The sequence below is a fragment of the Streptomyces sp. YGL11-2 genome (assembly GCF_050054615.1).
Classification (GTDB): Bacteria; Actinomycetota; Actinomycetes; order Streptomycetales; family Streptomycetaceae; genus Streptomyces.
This window is the reverse complement of sequence record NZ_JBNHIN010000035.1, coordinates 20,738-38,841: the sequence shown is the minus strand read 5'-3', so window position 1 is coordinate 38,841 and position 18,104 is coordinate 20,738. Positions and strand designations below refer to the sequence as shown.

The 18,104-nt window shown below is 71.8% G+C and carries 16 protein-coding genes; 8 read left to right on the top strand and 8 right to left on the bottom strand.

Translation table 11 applies throughout. From position 1 onward, the window contains the following. Window positions 1–54: 54 nt before the first annotated feature. The 3 genes from ACO1BR_RS30535 to hemL form a co-directional block, all read right to left on the bottom strand. Window positions 55–1,350, bottom strand: a complete 1,296-nt coding sequence (locus ACO1BR_RS30535; protein ID WP_426798327.1) for a hypothetical protein — start codon at window positions 1,348–1,350, stop codon at window positions 55–57. A 146-nt stretch (window positions 1,351–1,496) separates the two neighbouring features. After that, window positions 1,497–2,177 carry a histidine phosphatase family protein gene (locus ACO1BR_RS30530; protein ID WP_426798326.1) on the bottom strand — a complete coding sequence of 227 codons (681 nt, stop codon included), beginning with the start codon at window positions 2,175–2,177 and terminating at the stop codon, window positions 1,497–1,499. Between the two features lie 26 nt (window positions 2,178–2,203). Beyond that, window positions 2,204–3,511 (bottom strand): glutamate-1-semialdehyde 2,1-aminomutase, encoded by a 1,308-nt coding sequence (gene hemL, locus ACO1BR_RS30525; protein WP_426798325.1) that lies wholly within the window; start codon window positions 3,509–3,511, stop codon window positions 2,204–2,206. Between the two features lie 325 nt (window positions 3,512–3,836). On the opposite strand from hemL, the gene ACO1BR_RS30520 reads away from it, so the two are divergent. Next, the gene (locus ACO1BR_RS30520; protein WP_159503067.1) at window positions 3,837–4,430 is read left to right on the top strand and encodes a hypothetical protein; all 594 of its coding nucleotides are present in this window, start codon (window positions 3,837–3,839) and stop codon (window positions 4,428–4,430) included. Window positions 4,431–4,711: 281 nt separating this feature from the next. On the opposite strand, the gene ACO1BR_RS30515 is transcribed toward ACO1BR_RS30520, so the two are convergent. Both ACO1BR_RS30515 and ACO1BR_RS30510 read right to left on the bottom strand, forming a co-directional pair. Continuing rightward, entirely contained in the window at window positions 4,712–5,461 is a 750-nt protein-coding gene (locus tag ACO1BR_RS30515) for an SDR family NAD(P)-dependent oxidoreductase (protein WP_426798369.1), read from the bottom strand. A 221-nt stretch (window positions 5,462–5,682) separates the two neighbouring features. Continuing rightward, on the bottom strand, window positions 5,683–6,261 hold the full coding sequence (locus tag ACO1BR_RS30510; RefSeq protein ID WP_426798324.1) for a cupin domain-containing protein: 579 nt from the start codon (window positions 6,259–6,261) through the stop codon (window positions 5,683–5,685). 364 nt (window positions 6,262–6,625) lie between these two features. Here ACO1BR_RS30510 and ACO1BR_RS30505 point away from each other — a divergent pair, with 364 nt between their 5' ends. Continuing rightward, window positions 6,626–6,919, top strand: a complete 294-nt coding sequence (locus ACO1BR_RS30505) for a MazG-like family protein (RefSeq protein ID WP_426798368.1) — start codon at window positions 6,626–6,628, stop codon at window positions 6,917–6,919. A gap of 157 nt (window positions 6,920–7,076) precedes the next feature. Here ACO1BR_RS30505 and ACO1BR_RS30500 read toward each other — a convergent pair whose 3' ends face one another. After that, window positions 7,077–7,733, bottom strand: coding sequence for a TetR family transcriptional regulator (locus ACO1BR_RS30500; protein WP_426798323.1), 657 nt, complete (start codon window positions 7,731–7,733; stop codon window positions 7,077–7,079). Between the two features lie 102 nt (window positions 7,734–7,835). On the opposite strand from ACO1BR_RS30500, the gene ACO1BR_RS30495 reads away from it, so the two are divergent. The 3 genes from ACO1BR_RS30495 to ACO1BR_RS30485 all read left to right on the top strand — a co-directional run bounded on the left by ACO1BR_RS30495 (window position 7,836) and on the right by ACO1BR_RS30485 (window position 11,113). After that, a complete protein-coding gene (locus tag ACO1BR_RS30495) occupies window positions 7,836–9,479 on the top strand; it encodes an FAD-dependent oxidoreductase (RefSeq protein WP_426798322.1) in 1,644 nt (547 codons plus the stop codon). A 138-nt stretch (window positions 9,480–9,617) separates the two neighbouring features. Beyond that, on the top strand, window positions 9,618–9,953 hold the full coding sequence (locus ACO1BR_RS30490; protein ID WP_426798321.1) for a YnfA family protein: 336 nt from the start codon (window positions 9,618–9,620) through the stop codon (window positions 9,951–9,953). Between the two features lie 371 nt (window positions 9,954–10,324). Beyond that, window positions 10,325–11,113, top strand: a complete 789-nt coding sequence (locus tag ACO1BR_RS30485) for an SDR family oxidoreductase (RefSeq protein WP_426798367.1) — start codon at window positions 10,325–10,327, stop codon at window positions 11,111–11,113. A gap of 386 nt (window positions 11,114–11,499) precedes the next feature. Here ACO1BR_RS30485 and ACO1BR_RS30480 read toward each other — a convergent pair whose 3' ends face one another. Further along, window positions 11,500–12,693, bottom strand: coding sequence for an RtcB family protein (locus tag ACO1BR_RS30480; protein ID WP_426798320.1), 1,194 nt, complete (start codon window positions 12,691–12,693; stop codon window positions 11,500–11,502). Between the two features lie 162 nt (window positions 12,694–12,855). Between ACO1BR_RS30480 and ACO1BR_RS30475 the strand changes: the two genes are divergently transcribed. The 3 genes from ACO1BR_RS30475 to ACO1BR_RS30465 all read left to right on the top strand — a co-directional run bounded on the left by ACO1BR_RS30475 (window position 12,856) and on the right by ACO1BR_RS30465 (window position 16,132). After that, a complete protein-coding gene (locus ACO1BR_RS30475) occupies window positions 12,856–13,725 on the top strand; it encodes a hypothetical protein (protein ID WP_426798319.1) in 870 nt (289 codons plus the stop codon). Between the two features lie 200 nt (window positions 13,726–13,925). Beyond that, window positions 13,926–14,639, top strand: coding sequence for a DUF3558 family protein (locus ACO1BR_RS30470; protein ID WP_426798318.1), 714 nt, complete (start codon window positions 13,926–13,928; stop codon window positions 14,637–14,639). 92 nt (window positions 14,640–14,731) lie between these two features. Then, window positions 14,732–16,132, top strand: a complete 1,401-nt coding sequence (locus ACO1BR_RS30465) for a DUF2637 domain-containing protein (RefSeq protein WP_426798317.1) — start codon at window positions 14,732–14,734, stop codon at window positions 16,130–16,132. Window positions 16,133–16,220: 88 nt separating this feature from the next. Here ACO1BR_RS30465 and lysS read toward each other — a convergent pair whose 3' ends face one another. Beyond that, window positions 16,221–17,954: a lysine--tRNA ligase gene (gene lysS, locus ACO1BR_RS30460; protein WP_426798316.1), complete on the bottom strand. Its 1,734-nt coding sequence runs from the start codon at window positions 17,952–17,954 to the stop codon at window positions 16,221–16,223. Window positions 17,955–18,104: the final 150 nt, after the last annotated feature.

Genomic DNA, 18,104 nt, shown 5'->3' with positions numbered 1-18,104 from the left:
GTTTCGCATGGGCTGATTCCGGATCTTCCGCGCCCCCCTCGCCCCGCCACGCCCTCACCAAACGGGCATGTCAGGCTGGTTCCGCCGGTCGCTTTCGGCCTCTCCCGGCGCTTCTTGCGAGGCTCCGATCTCGGACGGCGACAGATACGTCCTCCAGCCGCCGGTCGGCTCCTCGCCGACGCCGATCTGCTGGAGCTTGCGGACTATTCGGGGGTCCTGGGCGTCTATCCAGTCGGTGAACTGCCGGAAGGACACCAGCCGCACGTCCTTGTTCCGCTCGTTGGCTATGTGCTTGAGCGCTTCCTCGACGGCGTCCATGTAGATGCCGCCGTTCCACTCCTCGAAGTGGTTGCCGATGAAGAACGGCGCACGATTGGTCTCGTAGGCCCGGCGGAATCCGGAGATGTACGCGTCGGTGGCCTGCCGGCGCCAGCCCGGGTAGTTGGCCGACGGCGCCCTGGTGGAGTTCTTCGACTGGTTGAAGAGGATGTTGTAGTCCATCGAGAGCACCTCGAAGGGCTGGCCGGGGAAGGGTATCTGCTGGAGCGGGAAGTCCCAGATCCCGTGCTTCTTCCTGGGCCACATCTGGAGGCCGCCGGGCGAACTCGCGTCGTAGCGCCAGCCCAGTTCCCGGGCCGTGGGCAGCAGGTTTTCCTGGCCGAGCAGGCAGGGCGTACGGCCGCCGACCAATTCCTTGCGGTAGTCGAAAGGCAGCGGTTCGGCCTCCTCGAAGCCGGTGTGCGTACGCCACTTGGTGACGAATTGCATCGCCTGGTCTATCTCGGCCTGCCAGTGCTCGGGCGTCCAGTGCCTGACGCTGCCGCTGCCGGAGCAGAAGTGACCGTTGAAGTGGGTGCCGACCTCGTGGCCGTCCAGCCATGCGGCGCGCACGTTGGTCAGGGTCTCCCTGATGTGCGTATCGCTGAGATAACCGATGGCGGAGGCGCCCGGCTCGTTGTTCGGCGGGAGGTAGAGGTGCTTCTTCTCCTCGGGCAGCAGATACAGCCCGGAGAGGAAGAAGGTCATGGCCGCGCCGTGGTCCTTGGCGAGCTGCCGGAACCGGGGGAAGAGGCCGTTGCCGACCTCTCCCGCCCCGTCCCAGGAGAAGATGACGAACTGCGGCGGGGTCTGTCCGGGCTCCAGCCGCTCGGGCGCACCGGGCTGATAGGGCTGCTCCCCGTAATTCGCCGTCGAACCGTCACCTATGAGCTTCGGGCGCGCCTGCACCGAGTTCTTCACCCGCTGCTTTTCCGCCCCTCCCCGGCCGGCGGTCGAGCATCCGGCGACGCCGAGCGCCGCGGCCGCGCCAACTCCCATCCCGAGCAAGCTCCGCCGACTGATCGCGCCCATACCGTCGTCCCCATCCGTGCTCGACGAACCCAATACCCATATAAACGGACATTGATGTAGAGAGCACGTCGGGGGATGAGGTTCCGCGCTAATCGCCGACTCTGGACATTTCTTTCGAATTTGACATACCGCTATATGACGGCTTCTCAGGCTCCGAAAGCCTTGCTTTTCCCCTTGACGGGTTTGGCGCCGGCCAGCAGGTGGGAGGGAACCAGGTCGCGCGCCGGCTCGCTGTACCCCACCGAGATGATCTTGTCGCCGTGGAACGTGAACGACGTCAGCGAGGCCAGCGTGCACTGCCGCCTCCGCGGGTCGTGCCACAGCCGGCGCCGCTCGGCGAAGCTGCGCACGATCCAGATCGGCAGCTGGTGGCTGACCGCCACCGCCTCGTGCCCGCGGGCCGCGTCCCGCGCCGCCTCGAGCGCCGCCATCATCCGGACGACCTGCTCGATGTACGGCTCGCCCCACGACGGGCGGAACGGGTTCGTCAGGTACTTCCAGTTGCCCGGCTTCTTCAGCGCGCCGTCGCCCACCCCGAAGGTCTTGCCCTCGAAGACGTTGGCCGCCTCGATCAGCCGCTCGTCGGTCGCCGTGGCCAGCCCGCGCACCCCGGCGATCGGCGCCGCCGTCTCCTGCGCACGCTCCAGCGGCGAGGCCACCACATGGGTGATGTCCCGCTCCGCGAGGTGCTCGGCGACCCGGTCGGCCATCTTCCGCCCAAGATCGGAGAGGTGGTAGCCGGGGCGGCGCCCGTAGAGCACGCCCTCGGGGTTGTGCACCTCGCCGTGCCGCATCAGATGCACGACGGTGATGTCCTGGCTGCTCATGTCACCCATCTCCCGGTCCGCCTCCCTCACGCCGTCGCCTCGGCCGCGGCCCGTGCGGCGGCCGGCAGCGCGGCCGCGATCCGCTCGACGGCCGCGGCGTCGTGCGCGGTCGACACGAACCAGGACTCGAACGCGGACGGCGGGAGGTAGACGCCCTGCGCCAGCATCGCGTGGAAGAAGGCGGTGAAGCGGAACGACTCCTGCGCCCTGGCCGCGTCGTAGTCGGTGACCTCGGTATCGGTGAAGAAGACCGAGAACATGTTCCCGGCGACCTGGAGCCGGTGGGCCACGCCCTCCTTGGCCAGCGCCGCGGTGACCAGACCCCGCACCTCCGCCGAGACCGCGTCGACCTTCTCGTACGCGGCGTCGTCCAGCAGCCGCAGCTGCGCGACGCCCGCGGCGGTGGCGACCGGGTTCCCGGACAGGGTGCCCGCCTGGTAGACGGGGCCGGCCGGCGCCAGATGCGCCATCACATCGGCGCGCCCGCCGAACGCCGCGGCCGGGAAGCCGCCGCCCATGACCTTTCCGAAGGTCATCAGATCCGGACGTACCCCATCAATTCCGTACCAGCCGGCCTTGCTGACCCGGAAGCCGGTCATGACCTCGTCGGAGATGTAGAGCGCGCCGTTCTCCGAGCACAGGTCCGCAAGCCCCTGGTTGAAGCCGGGCAGCGGCGGCACGACACCCATGTTGCCCGGCGACGCCTCGGTGATGACACAGGCGATCTCGCCCGGGTGCGCGGCGAACGCGGCGCGCACCGCCTCGATGTCGTTGTACGGCAGCACGATGGTGTCGCCGGCCTGCGCGCCGGTGACGCCCGGGGTGTCCGGCAGCCCGAAGGTCGCCACGCCCGAACCGGCCGCGGCCAGCAGCGCGTCGACGTGCCCGTGGTAGCAGCCGGCGAACTTGACCACCTTCGCCCGGCCGGTGAACCCGCGCGCCAGCCGGATCGCCGACATGGTCGCCTCGGTGCCACTGGAGACCAGCCGCACCTGCTCGACCGGCGCGATCCGCGCCACGATCTCCTCTGCCAGCTCGACCTCGCCGGCGCCGGGCGTCCCGAAGGACGTACCGCGGGCGACCGCCTCCTGGACCGCGGCGATCACCTCGGGGTGCGAGTGACCGAGGATCATCGGCCCCCACGAGCACACCAGGTCGACATATTCCCGGCCATCGGCATCGGTGAGGTACGGACCAGTACCGGACACCATGAACCGGGGCGTACCGCCCACGGCCCGGAACGCCCGCACCGGAGAATTCACGCCGCCGGGCGTCACGACGGACGCGCGGTCGAACAGCGACTGCGAAACAGGAGCTTCATACGGAAAAGACACAGTGATCCTGACCTGCACAAACGGTGGGAGGGCGGCGGCGCGCGGACACGGCCCGGCGGACAGCGGTACGGGAATCGGCACACGGAACACCGTCCGGCACCACTTGATTCCCACTTGGTTTCTTTTTCGTTCCTCTCGCTCGCGACCGGGCGTCAGCCCCCGCGCGTCTGCGAAACTGGGGCGTCGTACGAGTAAGTCACGCAAGCAATGGTCTCAGAGGCGCACGGGGGCGTGCGGCCGGGCGTTTCACGCGCCGGTGACGGGGGAGGTCTCTGAGACGATGATCGGGTTGCGCGGCTGGGGCTGCGAGTGGTCGGGTGGAGATATGCATCGCGGTGGCGAACTGGGCGAGGGAACCAATGACCGGGGTCCCGAGCGCGCCCAGCGCGGCCGTCACCGGCGCGAGGGGACCGAGGACATCACGGACGACCGGCGCGAGAACACCGAAAGCATTACGGGCGGGGAAACCAGGGGCGCGCGCATGGGGGTGACGTACAAGTACTTCGGCGCCCCCAATGGCGCCACGGCCGCCCGCGTCCCGATCTCCATGCGCCCCGAGGAACTCGGCGGCGACGAGCTCGGCATGGGCGGCATGTTCTCCAAGATCAAGCCGGAGACGATGGCCGCCATGGTCCTCACCGGTATAGAGGGCATACCGCTCCATAAGGTTCCCCCGCTGGAGCTGGTCGTCCTCCACCCCGACTACGCCGTCGTGAAGCTCCCCATGACCGTGGTCGACCCGCTGCGCGGTGTCGGCGAGGAGTCGGTGGGCGCGGCCGCCTTCATCTGGTCCACCGTCCCCGACCGCGGCGGCCCGCGCGACGCGTTCAGCGTCTACCAGCTGCTGCACGAGTGGCAGGACTTCAGCCACCGGCTGCACGAGGCGGGCCACCAGGCTTACTGCCTGGTGTGGCCCTGACGTGCCGCGTGGCCCTGACGTGCGGCCCCGCGCACGCGGTGTGGCTCCGGTAGGCGGTGGGGACTGACGCACGGCCCGGGGGCTGCCGTCTTTGGGCTCCCGCGGGCATTCGGGCTCCCGCGGGCGTGAGCGGTCGGGCGGCGTGGGCCGGCGGGCGCTACGGAGGAGCGCGCCGGGCGTCGTCGTCCGGCGCGCAGGGCGGTGTGCAGAGCAGCACGTAGACGGCGTCACCATGGGGGGCGCCGTCATCACATAGGGCGGCGTCACCACGTACGGCGGCGTCACCACGTAGGGCGGGCCGAGACGCCGCCGTCCACGACGAGGTCATGGCCGGTGATCCAGGAGGCCATCGGCGAGGCGAGGAAGACGCAGGCGTCGCCGACGTCCTCGGGCCGCCCCAACCGCCCGGTGGGCGCGGCCTGTTGCCAGCGGCGCACCCCCTCGGGCCAGTCGTCGGCGAGGCCGGGCCGCGCGATCAGCCCCGGCGAGACGCTGTTGACGCGGATCCCGTACGGCCCGTACTCCAGCGCCGCCGCCCGCGCGTGCATCACCACCGCCGCCTTCGAGGCGCAGTAGTGGGCATGCCGCGGTGCCGGGCGGTCCGCCTCGATGGAGGCGATATGGGTCACCGAACCGCCGCCGCCCGCGCGCATCACCGCCGCGGCGGCCTGGGTGCAGGCGAACACGCTGTGCACGTTGGGGTCCGCCACGGCCCGCCAGTCGGCCAGCGACATCCCCGCCAGTTCCTGAGTGGGCTGCACCCCGGCGTTGTTCACCAGCCCGGTCAGCCGCCCCCGCCACCCGGCCGCCTCCGTGACCAGCCGGTGGCACTCCTCCTCCACGGCCAGGTCGGCCCCCAGCGCCAGCGCGCGCCCGCCGGCCCGCTCGATCCCCTCGACCAGCGCCAGCGCGGCCTCGTCGCCCGTCCTGTAATGCACCACGACGTCCGCGCCGGCAGCCGCGAACCGCAGCGCGATCCCCCGCCCGACACCGCCCGCGGCTCCGGTGACGAGCACGACCTGCCCGGCCAGATCGGGGAGCTGGCGACGATCGGGGAGACGGCGAGGATCGGGGAGTTCGGGAGCAGCCGCCTCTGCCCCGGCGTTCGGCCGACCAGGGGCCGTCGGCTCTGTCGTGGTCGGCTCCGTCACGGTCGGCTCTGTCGTGGTCGGCTCCGTCGTGGTCGGCTCCGTCGTGGTCGGCTCCGTCACGGTCGGCTCCGTCACGGTCGGCTCCGTCACGGTCGGCTCCGTCACGGTCGGCTCAGCGCCCCGATCCGGGCCGTCTCCTGGGGGAACCGCGCGGCCAGCCACCCCGCGTCTCCGTGCTCGTAGTCCTCGGCGGTGTAGCCGGGCGCCATGGTGCAGCCGAAGAGCGTCCAGGCGCCGCCCGCGGCGACCTCGGCCGCCATCCAGGTGCCGGCCGGGACCGTGAACTGCACGTGCTGGCCGCCGAGCACGTCCGGCCCGAGGACGACCGTACGGGCCACGGCTCCGGAACCACCGCCCCCGCTGCCGGCGCTGGCATCGGCGGCAGCGGCCTCCACGGCCGGCGTACGGTCGGCCTCGGACAGCAGGAGCAGGGCGAGCGGGTCGCCCCGGTAGAAGTGCCAGATCTCGTCGGCCGGCAGTCGGTGCAGCGCCGAGAAGACGCCCGGCTCGGCGGTCAGCAGCATGACGATCGCCGTCCCCTCGGGCCGTCCGTCGGGCCGCTGGGGTCCGGCCCACGTACGGCGGTACCAGCCGCCCTCACGGGGCAGCGGTGTCAGCCCGTAGCACTCGATCAGTTCCCGGGGGAACCGCTCCCGGGGCATCGCGGGGTGCTCGTCCATCGGCCCGGCCGCCTCCCACTCGTCCGCCGTTCCGGCGCCGCCGGTCCTCGCCTCACCCGTTCCGGCAGCGCTGGTCGTCGCCTCACCCTAGGGGCGAGGGGCGTGCAGAACGGGGAACGGGCGGCAGAATCGGGCCATGTCTGCTGCCGCTCCTTCCGGTTCCGGGTCGTCCGGAGCCTCGCGTTCCCGGTCGTCCGGAGCTTCCGGTTCCGGCCCGTCGGGAGCCGTCGCTTCCGGGTCGTCCGGGGTTGCCAGTCCCGGGTCGTCCGGAGCCGCCGGTGCCGTCGTTCCCGACGCCGCGGCCGGCGCCGGCGCTTCCGGCGCCCTCGACGGGGCCGCGCTCTGGGAGACCGTCGACGGGCTCGTGCGCTGGCTCGACCGGGAAAGTCCGCTGCCGCCGGAGCAGGAGCGGCTGCTGCGGATCCTGAAGCTGTCCGAGGAGGCGGGCGAGGTAGCCCAGGCGGTCATCGGGGCCGTCGGCCAGAACCCGCGCAAGGGGCACAGCCACACCTGGGACGACGTCCACAGCGAGCTGTGCGATGTCATCGTCACGGCGATGGTGGCCCTGCGCACCCTGACGCCCGACGCGCGGCGGGTATTCGAGACGAATCTGACGCGGGTCGCGGGGCGGGTGCCGGGGCCCACGACCCCGGCCTGAGACCGGTTCCCGGGATCGGCGGCGGGGACCGGTTCCCGAAGTCGGCCACGGGAGCCGGCTGTTGAGGTCGGCGGTGGGGGCCGGTTCCCGAGGTCGGCGGGGGGCCGCCCGCCGGAATCCGCCCGCCGGGATCACACGCTCCGCCCCTGACGGACTGTCAGGGGATATCGGCGGTGAGATAGCGCTGGATCGTGGGGGCCAGCCAGGCAACGAGTTCGTCATGGCTGAAGTCGACGGCCGGCGGGACGTGCAGGACATAGCGGCACAGCGCCATGCCCAGGATCTGCGACCCGATCAGGGCGGCGCGGGCCGGCGCCTCCTCCGGCACCGTGCAGACCGCGTCGAGCAGCGGTCGCACCTGTTCGGCGAAGACCTGCCGCATGCGCTCCGCGCCCGCCTCATTGGTGACGCCGACGCGCATCATCCCGGTCAGCGTCTCGTCGCTCTCCCAGAGCTCGATGAAGTGGCGCACGAGCCGGGCGGCCCGCTCCTCGGGCGGCACCGCCATGAGGTCCGGGGCGCGCAGATCGATCTCCGAGGCGGCGGCGAAGAGGCCCTCCTTGTTGCCGTAGTAGCGCATCACCATCGACGGATCGATGCCGGCGTCCCGCGCGATGGCGCGGATCGTGGCGCGGTCATAGCCGTCGGCGGCGAAGCGGTCGCGGGCGGCGGCGAGGATCGCGGCGCGGGTGGCCGCGGAGCGTCGCGGGCGCGGATGCCGCCCGGCGTCGGGGGCCGAGGCGGCGAGGGGGGGTGGGTCGAGGTCCACGTCAGGGGTGATCGCGGGCCTGCCGGAGGGTGCGCTTTCAGGCATATCAACAACTGTAGGCCAACGGCTGTTGACATGCCAGACGTGGGCGCCCTACGCTTGCCAACAAGCGTTGACCAACATGTGTTGGCAAAGGAGGCGGCAGTCATGGATGCCCTCAACCGCAAGCCCGAAGACAGCAGCACCCACCGCAGCAGCGACACCGACACCGCGGCGGCGACCGCACGCCGCGCGGGCGCCGCCGCCGACGGCCGGGACGCGGATGTCCTCGTCGTCGGCGCCGGCCCGACGGGGCTGCTGCTCGCCGGAGACCTCGCCGAGGCCGGCCTCGACGTCACGCTCCTGGAGCGCCGCGACGACGCCACCAGCAATCTCAGCCGCGCCCTCGCCGTGCACGCCCGCTCACTGGAGCAGCTGGACGCCCGCGGACTCGCCGATGAGCTGGTCGCCGGCGGCCACCGGCTCACCGGCCTCCAGATGTTCGGTGACGCGGTGCTCGCCCCGGGCCGGCTCCCGTCCCGCTTCCCCTTCGTTCTGATCACCCCGCAGTACGAGGTCGAGCGGCTGCTGGAGCGGCGCGCCCGGCAGGCCGGCGTCACCTTCCAATACGGGTCCGAGGTGCTGGGTCTCGACCAGGACACGTCCGGGGTGACGGTCCGGTTCCGCACGGCGGAGGGCATCGGCAGCTCCCGGGCCTCCTATGCGGTCGGCACCGACGGCGGGCGCAGCACCGTCCGGGAGGCCATCGGCCTGCCCTTCCCCGGCAAGGCGGTGATCCGCTCCGTGGTGCTCGCCGATGTGCGGCTGGCCCAGGAGCCCGACTCCGCCTTCTCCATCAACGCCACCCGTGACGCCTTCGGCCTGATCGGCTCGTTCGGCGACGGCTGGTACCGCGCCATCGGCTGGAACCGCCATGCCCAGCAGGACGACGACGCCCCCGTGGATCTCGCCGAGGTCCGCGAGGTCACCCGCCTCGCCTTCGGCACCGACTTCGGTATGCACGAGGCCCGTTGGGTCTCGCGCTTCCGCAGCGACGAGCGCCAGGCTCCGGCCTACCGCGTCGGCCGGGTCTTCCTCGCCGGTGACGCCGCGCACATCCACTCCCCGGCCGGCGGCCAGGGGATGAACGTCGGCCTTCAGGACGCCGCCAACCTCAGCTGGAAGCTGGCGGCGGTGCTGAAGGGCCACTCCCCCGACAGCCTGCTGGACAGCTATCAGGCCGAGCGCCATCCGGTCGGCACACAGGTGCTGCGCAGCAGCGGCGCGATCATCCGCCTCGCGCTGGTGCAGTCCGCGGCGGGCCGGGCCGCCCGCGGGCTCGCCGCTCAGCTCATCAACCGCCTGCCGCCGCTGTCCCGCCGCGCGATCGGCAATGTCTCCGGCATCGATGTCGCCTATCGGGCCGAGCGCGGCGCGCACGCGCTCGCCGGCCGCCGGGCCCCGGACGTCCGACTGGCCGGCGGCAGTCGCCTCTACGAGCTGCTCCGCCAGGGCACGTTCGTCCTGATCGCTCCCGGGGACGAAGCTCTGGCAGCCGCGGCGGACGCGGGCACCAGCCCCGTTCCCCCCGTCGACCGGGTCGTCACCGCCTCGTGGCGGAGCGACCGCCGCACCGCCCTGCTGGTGCGCCCAGACGGCTATATCGCCTGGGCCACCGACGCCACCGCCCCCGCCGAGCGTGCCGCGTCGCTCCGTACCGCCCTCGCCCGCTGGACCGGCGCGCTGGCCGGCCCCGCTCCAGCGGACGCGGTACGCCCCGCCGGGCGAATACAGCCGGAGCCTCTCGGCTGAGGCCCGCGCCGCCGCCTGCCGGCGGCCCGCGCCGACCGGGACCAGCCAGGCCCGCCGGCACCGGGGCCGGCCGGCGCCCGGCGGACGGCCCGTGCCCCCGTCCCGGCCCCGGGCGCTGCTTTCCCTACGCTGAGTCCCATGCTCATCGCCCGTTCCGCAGCCCTGTTCGTCGTCGCCGCGCTCTTCGAGATCGGCGGTGCCTGGCTCGTCTGGCAGGGGGTGCGGGAGCACAAGGGCTGGGCGTGGATCGGGGCAGGAGTGATCGCCCTCGGGGTGTACGGCTTCGTGGCCACGCTCCAGCCGGACGCGCATTTCGGCCGCATCCTCGCCGCGTACGGAGGGGTGTTCGTCGCCGGATCGCTGGCCTGGGGCATGGTCGCGGACGGCTACCGCCCCGACCGGTGGGACGTCATCGGGGCGCTGATCTGCCTCGCCGGCATGACCGTGATCATGTACGCCCCACGGGGGGGCTGAGCCAGCGCCCGTCCCATGGGTCAGCGCCTGGCCGATGGGGCAAGGCCCGTCCCATGAGGCCAGGGCCCGTCCCATGGGGCAGGGCCTGGCCCGGCACCGCTCGGGCGCGACCGAGCGCCCCCGCACACCACCCGTCCCGCTCCCCGGGCGCACCACCACCCACCGGTCCCCCTCAACGGCCCTGCCGCCACTGCATATCCTGGCCACACACGACGCGCACCAGCCACACGAGCCACCTGAGACACATGAGCCACACCCCTCATGCCGACCGCACCGCTCCTACCGGCCGCGCCACGACGTACCAGCACCAGCGTCAGCACCACCGCGTACCACTCGTGCACCACCCCGCACCGTTCGCAAGGGAGAGCGTCATGACCGCCGAAGCCGCAGCTGCCAACGCCGACACCGCCGACGTCCGTACCGCCGTCGTCACCGGAGCGAGCAGCGGCATCGGCGCCGCGACCGCACGGGCCCTGGCCGCCGCCGGCTACCGCGTCGTGCTCACCGCCCGCCGCAAGGACCGCATCGAGGCACTCGCCGCCGAGCTGCCGCATGCCGAGGCGTACGCGCTCGACGTGACCGACCGGGCCGCCGTCGACGCCTTCGCCCACTCGCTCGACCGTTTCCCCTCCATCGACGTGCTGGTCAACAACGCCGGCGGCGCGCTCGGCGCCGAGCCGGTCGCCACCGGCGACCCCGCCGACTGGCGCGCGATGTACGAGGTCAACGTGCTCGGCGTCCTCCACATGACGCAGGCGCTGCTTCCCGCGCTGACCGCGTCGGGCGAGGGCACCGTGGTCGTCCTCTCGTCCACCGCCGGGCACGGCACATACGAGGGTGGCGGCGGATATGTCGCCGCCAAGCACGGCGCCCATGTCATCGCCGAGACGCTCCGGCTGGAGCTGTGCGGCCAGCCGGTACGCGTCATCGAGGTCGCGCCCGGGATGGTCAAGACGGAGGAGTTCGCCAGCACCCGGTTCCGCGGCGACAACACCAAGGCCGCGAAGGTCTACGAGGGTGTGGCCGAGCCGCTCAGCGCGGAGGACGTCGCCGACACCGTCGCCTGGGCGATCACCCGCCCACCGCACGTCAACATCGACCTCCTGGTGGTCCGCCCGCGCGCCCAGGCGTCCAACACCAAGGTCCACCGCACCAGTTGAGGACCGGCGAGCCGGCGGCCCGGCCCACCACGGGCAGCGGTCCGTAGCCCCCACCCCGGGAGCTCGGGCCCGCTGCCCGGCCCCGCCCCCATCCCCGGCATCGCTCCCCACTCCTGCCTACGTCCTCGCCCTCGCCCTCGCCCTCGCCCCAGGGACTCCCAGCCGAACACCGACCGGGAGCCGAACACCGACCAGAAGCATGGGTGCCACGCCCAAGAACGGAACACCACCCAAGAACGGGATTGCGGCGCCCGGGAACGGGAGGGGACGCCCAGCAACGGGACTACCGCGCCCGGGAACGAGAACGGGGCTGCGACGCCCCGAAAGCCGGGGGCGGCAGCCCCGAAGCCGGGGGCGGCGCCCAACGCGCCACACCCGCGCACCGCTCAACCCTTCACGCACACCACCTGCTTGAGCTTGGCGACGACCTCCACCAGGTCCCGCTGCTGCTCCATGACCTTCTCGATCGGCTTGTAGGCGCCGGGGATCTCGTCGACCACCCCGGAGTCCTTACGGCACTCCACGCCCCGCGTCTGCTCCTCCAGATCGCGGGTGGAGAACCGCTTCTTGGCGGCGTTCCGGCTCATCTTGCGGCCGGCGCCGTGCGAGGCGGAGTTGAAGGACGCGGGGTTCCCGAGGCCCTTGACGATGTACGAACCGGTGCCCATCGAGCCCGGGATGATCCCGTATTCGCCGCTGCCCGCCCGGATCGCGCCCTTACGGGTCACCAGCAGGTCCATGCCCTCGTAGCGCTCCTCGGCCACGTAGTTGTGGTGGCAGGAGATCACCGGGTCGAAGACCGGTCGGGCCTTGTGGAACTCCTTGCGGACGACGTCCTGGAAGAGGGCCATCATCACTTCGCGGTTGTGCTTGGCGTATTCCTGCGCCCAGAACAGGTCGTTGCGGTACGCGGCCATCTGCGGGGTGTCCGCGATGAAGACGGCCAGGTCCCGGTCGACCAGCCCCTGGTTGTGCGGCAGCTTCCGAGCCTGCTCGATGTGGAAATCGGCCAGTTCCTTGCCGATGTTCCGGGAGCCGGAATGCAGCATCAGCCACACGGAGCCGTTCTCGTCGAGACAGAACTCGATGAAGTGGTTCCCGGACCCGAGCGAGCCCATCTGCTTGGCGGCCCGCTCCTGGCGGAACCTGACGGCTTCCGCGACCCCGTCGAAACGGGCCCAGAAGTCGCTCCAGCCCGCCGTCGGCACGCCGTGGATGCGGCCCGGGTCGACCGGCTCGTCGTGCATCCCGCGGCCCACCGGGATCGCCTGCTCGATCTTGGACCGCAGCCGGGACAGGTCGCCAGGGAGATCATTGGCCGTGAGCGAGGTCCTGACGGCGCTCATTCCGCAGCCGATGTCGACGCCGACCGCGGCCGGGCAGACCGCACCGCGCATCGCGATGACCGAGCCGACGGTGGCCCCCTTGCCGAAGTGCACATCCGGCATCACGGCCAGGCCCTTGATCCACGGCAGCGTGGCGACATTGCGCAGCTGCTGCATCGCGACACCCTCGACCGTGGCCGGATCGGTCCACATCCGGATCGGCACCTGGGCGCCGGGCACTTCGGTGTACGACATATCTAACTCATTCCCCCGAAAATCCGAAAAACGCAAAAGCCGGACAATGCATCCGATCATGGACGCCGGACCGGCATTTGCGGCAAGACGTGCGGTAGACATTGTGTCCACTCGCCGCCATCCGGCGGCAACCGCATTTCCGCAGGGAAGGAGCCGCGAACGATGCCGCGCAAATCGTTCGTCCCCGGTGCCGCGCTGCTGGTCACCGCGGCACTGGCCGCCGGCCTCACCGGCTGCACCAGCGGCTCCGCCACCGGCACCGGCGGCAGCGACGGCAAGGGCAGTGGCGCCACCGCGTCCGCCCAGTCCGCCCAGCCCGGCCGCTACCAGACCCTCCCGGAAGCCTGCGGCCTGCCCTCGCGCAACACCGTGCGCGCCATGCTGCCCGGCGACGACCAGCCGCTGTCGCAGGCCGACGCCGCGAAGATCTACGCCGGCCGGGCCGACATCACCTACGACACCGACCGCCGCGTCGGCTGCCAGTGGACCCGCGAGACCAGCGAGGGCACCCGCCATCTGACCCTCGACATCCAGCGCGTGGTCTCGTACAACGCCGCGGTCAGCGACGACGACCGGGCGCAGGAGATCTACACCGGCAAGCAGCAGGCCGCGAAGATCCCGGCCGGCAGCTCCAGCTCCCCCTCGGCCGACGCCAGCCCCAAGGACGCCCCCACGAACCAGCCCTCGGACCAGTCCACGGACAAGGGCGCCGACGCTGGCGGCAAGAAGGCGAACGGGGGCGCCGCCGCACCGTCCGCCACCCCGTCCGACCCCGGCGCCACCCCCGGCAGCCCGCTCGCCCCGCGCGAGCTCGAAAACCTCGGCGACGCGGCGTTCCTCAACGACAAACTGGTCACCACGGACTCCGGAGTGCACCGCGACGTCACTGTGGTTTTTCGCACGTCGAACGTCATCGTGACGATCACCTACGACCAGTGGTCCGTGGACAAGACGAAGCTGCCGGAAAGCCAGGAACTGCAGGACAAGGCCCGTTCACTGGCCGGCGAGCTGGCCGACCACCTCGGCGAATAGCGCCGTAAGTGGCGATGGTCCCGAACGGGTAATTACAGTCAACTATGCCCGAATTGCCCTCTTGTGCCAATCGCCACGAAACGGCCACCTCCCTCGCTCCGCCGCGTACCGTGCCCTCTAGCCCCGCCCCACCCGAGGCAGGGGCACCCGGCTCCACAAGGGTCCGTGTCGACTCCACGACGACGAACAGCGAAGGAACCATGCACCGTTCAGCCAAGCGACTCGCCAGCCTTCTCACCTGCGCAGCAGTACCGGTGCTGCTCGTCGCCGGCTGCTCCGGCTCGTCGAGCGACAAGAGCTCCGGTGACAGCACTCCCTCCGGCTCGTCCAGCAGCGCCGGCAACCCGTCGCCGACCGTCGCCGCGGCGAAGTACAAGAAGCTGCCGAACCCGTGCCTGGCGTTCACCAAGGACACCATCAACAAGTTGCTGCCCAAGGTGAAGGACGCGGCCGGCGACCAGGCCAAGTCCACCGACGCCACCGCCCGCGGCGCCTGCTCCTGGTCCAGCTCGGACGACCAGGGCGTCGACGGCACCCAGTTCCGCTGGCTGGACGTCGCCTACCAGCGCTACGACTCCGCCGCGGGCATCGGCTCCGGCGAGAAGCGCGCCACGGACTTCTACACCAAGCAGGTCGCCGACGCGAAGGGCACCCAGGGCGCCAAGAAGGTCGCCGCGGCGCCGGTCGCCGGCACCGGCGACGCCGCCACCGCCGTCGCCTACGACATCTCGAAGGACGGCAACGACTTCAAGAACACGACGATCGTGGCCCGCAGCGCCAACATCGTCGTCACCGTCAACTACAACGGCGCGGGCATGGCCGGCGCCGACACCCCCGACGGCACCGACCTCCTCAAGCTCGTCCAGGCCGCCGCCAAGGAGGCCGTCGCGGCCGGGGCCAAGGCCAACGCCTGACCCGAGCGCTCGTCCCGGCCCTCCCCGGCCCGGCGTGAACGGGTGTGCAACGCTATGCGCGCCAATTCGCCGAGTCCGGGGAGGGACCGCGGGTGTCCGCGACACAGACCGCCCAGTTGACCCGCACGCACCGCGTCCTGATAGGCGTGGTGATCGCCGGGGCAGCCCTGATCGCGGCCATCGGCTTCACCGGCTCCTACGCCGCGGTGCGCGCACTGGCCGAGAAGAAGGGCTTCGGCGCCTTCGCAGTCGTCTTCCCGATAGGCATCGACGCCGGGATCGTGGTCCTGCTGGCCCTGGACCTGCTGCTCACCTGGATCCGCATCCCCTTCCCGCTGCTGCGCCAGACGGCCTGGCTGCTGACCGCCGCGACCATCGCGTTCAACGGGGCCGCGGCCTGGCCCGACGCGCTGGGCGTCGGCATGCACGCGGTGATCCCGCTGCTCTTCGTCGTCGCCGTCGAGGCCGCCCGGCACGCCGTCGGCCGCATTGCCGACATCACCGCCGACAAGCACATGGAGGGCGTCCGGCTCACCCGCTGGCTGCTCGCCTTCCCCTCCACCTTCCGGCTGTGGCGCCGGATGAAGCTGTGGGAGCTGCGCTCCTACGACCAGGTCATCCAGCTCGAACAGGACCGCCTCGTCTACCAGGCACGGCTGCGCGCCCGCTACGGACGCGCCTGGCGCCGCCGGGCCCCCGTCGAGTCGCTGATGCCGCTGCGGCTGGCCCGGTACGGCGTACCGCTCGCGCAGACGGCGCCGGCGGGGCTGGCGGCGGCCGGGATCGCGCTGCCGGCGCCCGTACGGGACGAGAGGGTCGGCGACGCCGCCCAGGACGGTGCCGCCGAAGCCGTACCGGACGCGCCCGGGCCTGCGGTGGACGTTCCGCGGCCCGCGGTGGAAGCCGCCCGCGTACCGGAACCCGCGCCCGTACCGGAATCAGCGTCCGCGCCCGTGGCAGCACCCGATCCGGGGCCCGCTCCCGAGGCGGAGTACGAACTCCCCGCTGCCGCGCCCCAGTTGACCGTTCCCGTGGGGCCGGGGCGCAGCCGTCCGCTGGGGAGTGCGGGGGCCGGTCTGCCCGGCGCCCGCACCGACGGCGGCCCGCGGGCGGTCGCGGAGACCGCCCCGCAGGGCGTACCCGGCGGCCGCCCCGACTTCCCCGATCCCGCCGACGTCCCAGACGCCCCACACATCCCAGACGTCCCGGACATCGCCGAGACCTCCGCTATCCCGGATATCCCGGATATCCCGGATATCCCGGATATCCCGGACGACGCTCCGCGCGACGAGAAGTACTTCGCCGCGTTCCGCGAGTACGTGGCGGAGAAGAACGACTTCCCGGACTCCCGGCAGTTCGGCCGCTATCTGCTGGAGTTCTACGGGTACACGGGCCGGGACGGCGGGCCGCTCAGCGAGCGCTATCTGCGCGGCTTCGTCCGGGAGTTCCGGGCCCGCATCCGCATGGAGCTGGAGGCCGAGTACATCCCGTAGAGCCGGCCTCCACCCGGGAAACGGACCGGGGCCGGCCCGGGGTGTGTCTCCCCGGGCCGGCCCCGATCGCGGGCGGTGCGCCGCGCGCTCAGCCGGCCAGCAGCTTCCGCACCCGGTCGGCGCCCACCGCCAGCAGCAGCGTGGGCAGCCGCGGCCCGGTGTCGCGGCCGACCAGGAGGTTGTAGAGCAGGGCGAAGAACGCGCGCTGGGCGGCCTTCAGCTCCGGGGTCGGCTTGGCGTCCGGCGTGAGGCCCGCCTGGACCTTCGGGACGCCGTAGACCAGGGTGGTCAGACCGTCCAGCGACCAGTGGTCGTCCAGCCCGTCGAGCAGCAGCCGCAGCGAACCGCGGGCCTGCTCGTCCAGGGTGGCCAGCAGCTCCGCGTCGGGCTCGTCGCGGACGATGGTGCGCTGGTCGGCGGGGACCTGGGTGGTGATCCAGTACTCGGCCTTGTCGAGCCGCGGCCGGGTCTCGTCCAGGGACGTGACCGGGTTCTCCGGGTCGAGGTCGCTCAGGATGCGCAGGGTCTGCTCGTCATGGCCCGCGGTGATGTCCATGACGGACGCCAGCGTGCGGTACGGCAGCGGGCGCGGCGTGCGCGGCAGTTCGCCGGCGGCGGTGCCGATGGCCCGGGTGTAGGCCGCGGCGTCCGCGGGCTGCGCGGTGCCCTCCGCGACCTTGGCCGCCAGCTTGTCCCACTCGTCGTAGAGCCGCTGGATCTCCTGGTCGAAGGCGATCTTGAAGGACTGGTTGGGCTTGCGGCGGGCGTACAGCCAGCGCAGCAGCGGCGCCTCCATGATCTTCAGCGCGTCGCCCGGGGTGGGCACCCCGCCCTTGGACGACGACATCTTGGCCATGCCGCTGATGCCGACGAAGGCGTACATCGGGCCGATCGGCTGGTCGGCGCCGAACACCTCGCGGACGATCCGGCCGCCGACGACGAACGACGAGCCGGGCGAGGAGTGGTCGACACCGGACGGCTCGAAGACCACGCCCTCATAGGCCCAGCGCATCGGCCAGTCGACCTTCCAGACCAGCTTGCCGTGGTCGAACTCGCGCAGCACCACGGTCTCGGAGTGGCCGCAGGCGGTGCACTCGTAGGCCAGCTCGGTGGTCTCGTCGTCGTACGAGGTGACCGTGGTCAGGTCCTTCTCGCAGACCGTGCAGTACGGCTTGTACGGGAAGTAGCCCGCACCGCCCGCGCTGCCGTCGTCCTCGCCGGCCGCGCCGGAGCCCTCGGCGGCCTCCAGCTCGGCCGCATCCATGGCGGCCTCCGGCTTCTGCTGCTTCTTCGGCTTGCCGGTGGCCTTGTCCTTGGTGCGGTAGCGGTCCAGGACGGCGTCGATGTCGGTGCGGTGCTTCATCGCGTGCAGCACCTGCTCGCGGTAGGCACCGGAGGTGTACATCTCGGTCTGGCTGACGCCGCGGTACTCGATCCCCAGCTCTGCCAGGGCCTCCTCCATGGCCGCCCTGAAGTGCTCGGCCCAGCTGCCGTACGGGCTGCCGGGCGGGGCCGGCACGGACGTCAGCGGCTTGCCGATGTGCTCCGCCCAGGACGGGTCGATGCCGGCCGGGACCTTGCGGTAGCGGTCGAAGTCGTCCCAGCTGAGGACGTGCACGCACACGTGCCCGCGGCGGCGGATCTCGTCCGCGACCAGATGCGGGGTCATGACCTCGCGGAGGTTGCCCAGGTGGATCGGGCCGGAGGGGCTCAGGCCCGAGGCGACGACGACCGGTTTGCCGGGGGCGCGGCGCTCCGCCTCGGCAATGACCTCGTCCGCGAACCTGGAGACCCAGTCGGTCTCGGTGCTCTGCTGAGCCACGATCGGCCCTTCCTCTTCCTGGTGCTTTTCCGCTGCGCTGTGGTGCGCCGTCCGGCCCCGCGGTGCCGGGGCCCGTCCGATGGGTCACGGCCGGACGGCCCCTGGGCCGCGACACGGCGTCGATGAGCCTGGACGCACAGAAGCCTGACA

What these genes read in the sequence shown, in the direction of transcription:
- ACO1BR_RS30520 (WP_159503067.1), top strand. Translation starts at nt 3,837, where the DNA reads ATGCATCGCGGTGGCGAACTGGGCGAGGGAACCAATGACCGGGGTCCC.
- ACO1BR_RS30470 (WP_426798318.1), top strand. Translation starts at nt 13,926, where the DNA reads ATGCACCGTTCAGCCAAGCGACTCGCCAGCCTTCTCACCTGCGCAGCA.
- ACO1BR_RS30490 (WP_426798321.1), top strand. Translation starts at nt 9,618, where the DNA reads ATGCTCATCGCCCGTTCCGCAGCCCTGTTCGTCGTCGCCGCGCTCTTC.
- ACO1BR_RS30480 (WP_426798320.1), bottom strand. Translation starts at nt 12,693, where the DNA reads ATGTCGTACACCGAAGTGCCCGGCGCCCAGGTGCCGATCCGGATGTGG.
- ACO1BR_RS30535 (WP_426798327.1), bottom strand. Translation starts at nt 1,350, where the DNA reads ATGGGCGCGATCAGTCGGCGGAGCTTGCTCGGGATGGGAGTTGGCGCG.
- ACO1BR_RS30485 (WP_426798367.1), top strand. Translation starts at nt 10,325, where the DNA reads ATGACCGCCGAAGCCGCAGCTGCCAACGCCGACACCGCCGACGTCCGT.
- ACO1BR_RS30500 (WP_426798323.1), bottom strand. Translation starts at nt 7,733, where the DNA reads ATGCCTGAAAGCGCACCCTCCGGCAGGCCCGCGATCACCCCTGACGTG.
- ACO1BR_RS30475 (WP_426798319.1), top strand. Translation starts at nt 12,856, where the DNA reads ATGCCGCGCAAATCGTTCGTCCCCGGTGCCGCGCTGCTGGTCACCGCG.
- ACO1BR_RS30495 (WP_426798322.1), top strand. Translation starts at nt 7,836, where the DNA reads ATGGATGCCCTCAACCGCAAGCCCGAAGACAGCAGCACCCACCGCAGC.
- ACO1BR_RS30530 (WP_426798326.1), bottom strand. Translation starts at nt 2,177, where the DNA reads ATGAGCAGCCAGGACATCACCGTCGTGCATCTGATGCGGCACGGCGAG.
- ACO1BR_RS30510 (WP_426798324.1), bottom strand. Translation starts at nt 6,261, where the DNA reads ATGGACGAGCACCCCGCGATGCCCCGGGAGCGGTTCCCCCGGGAACTG.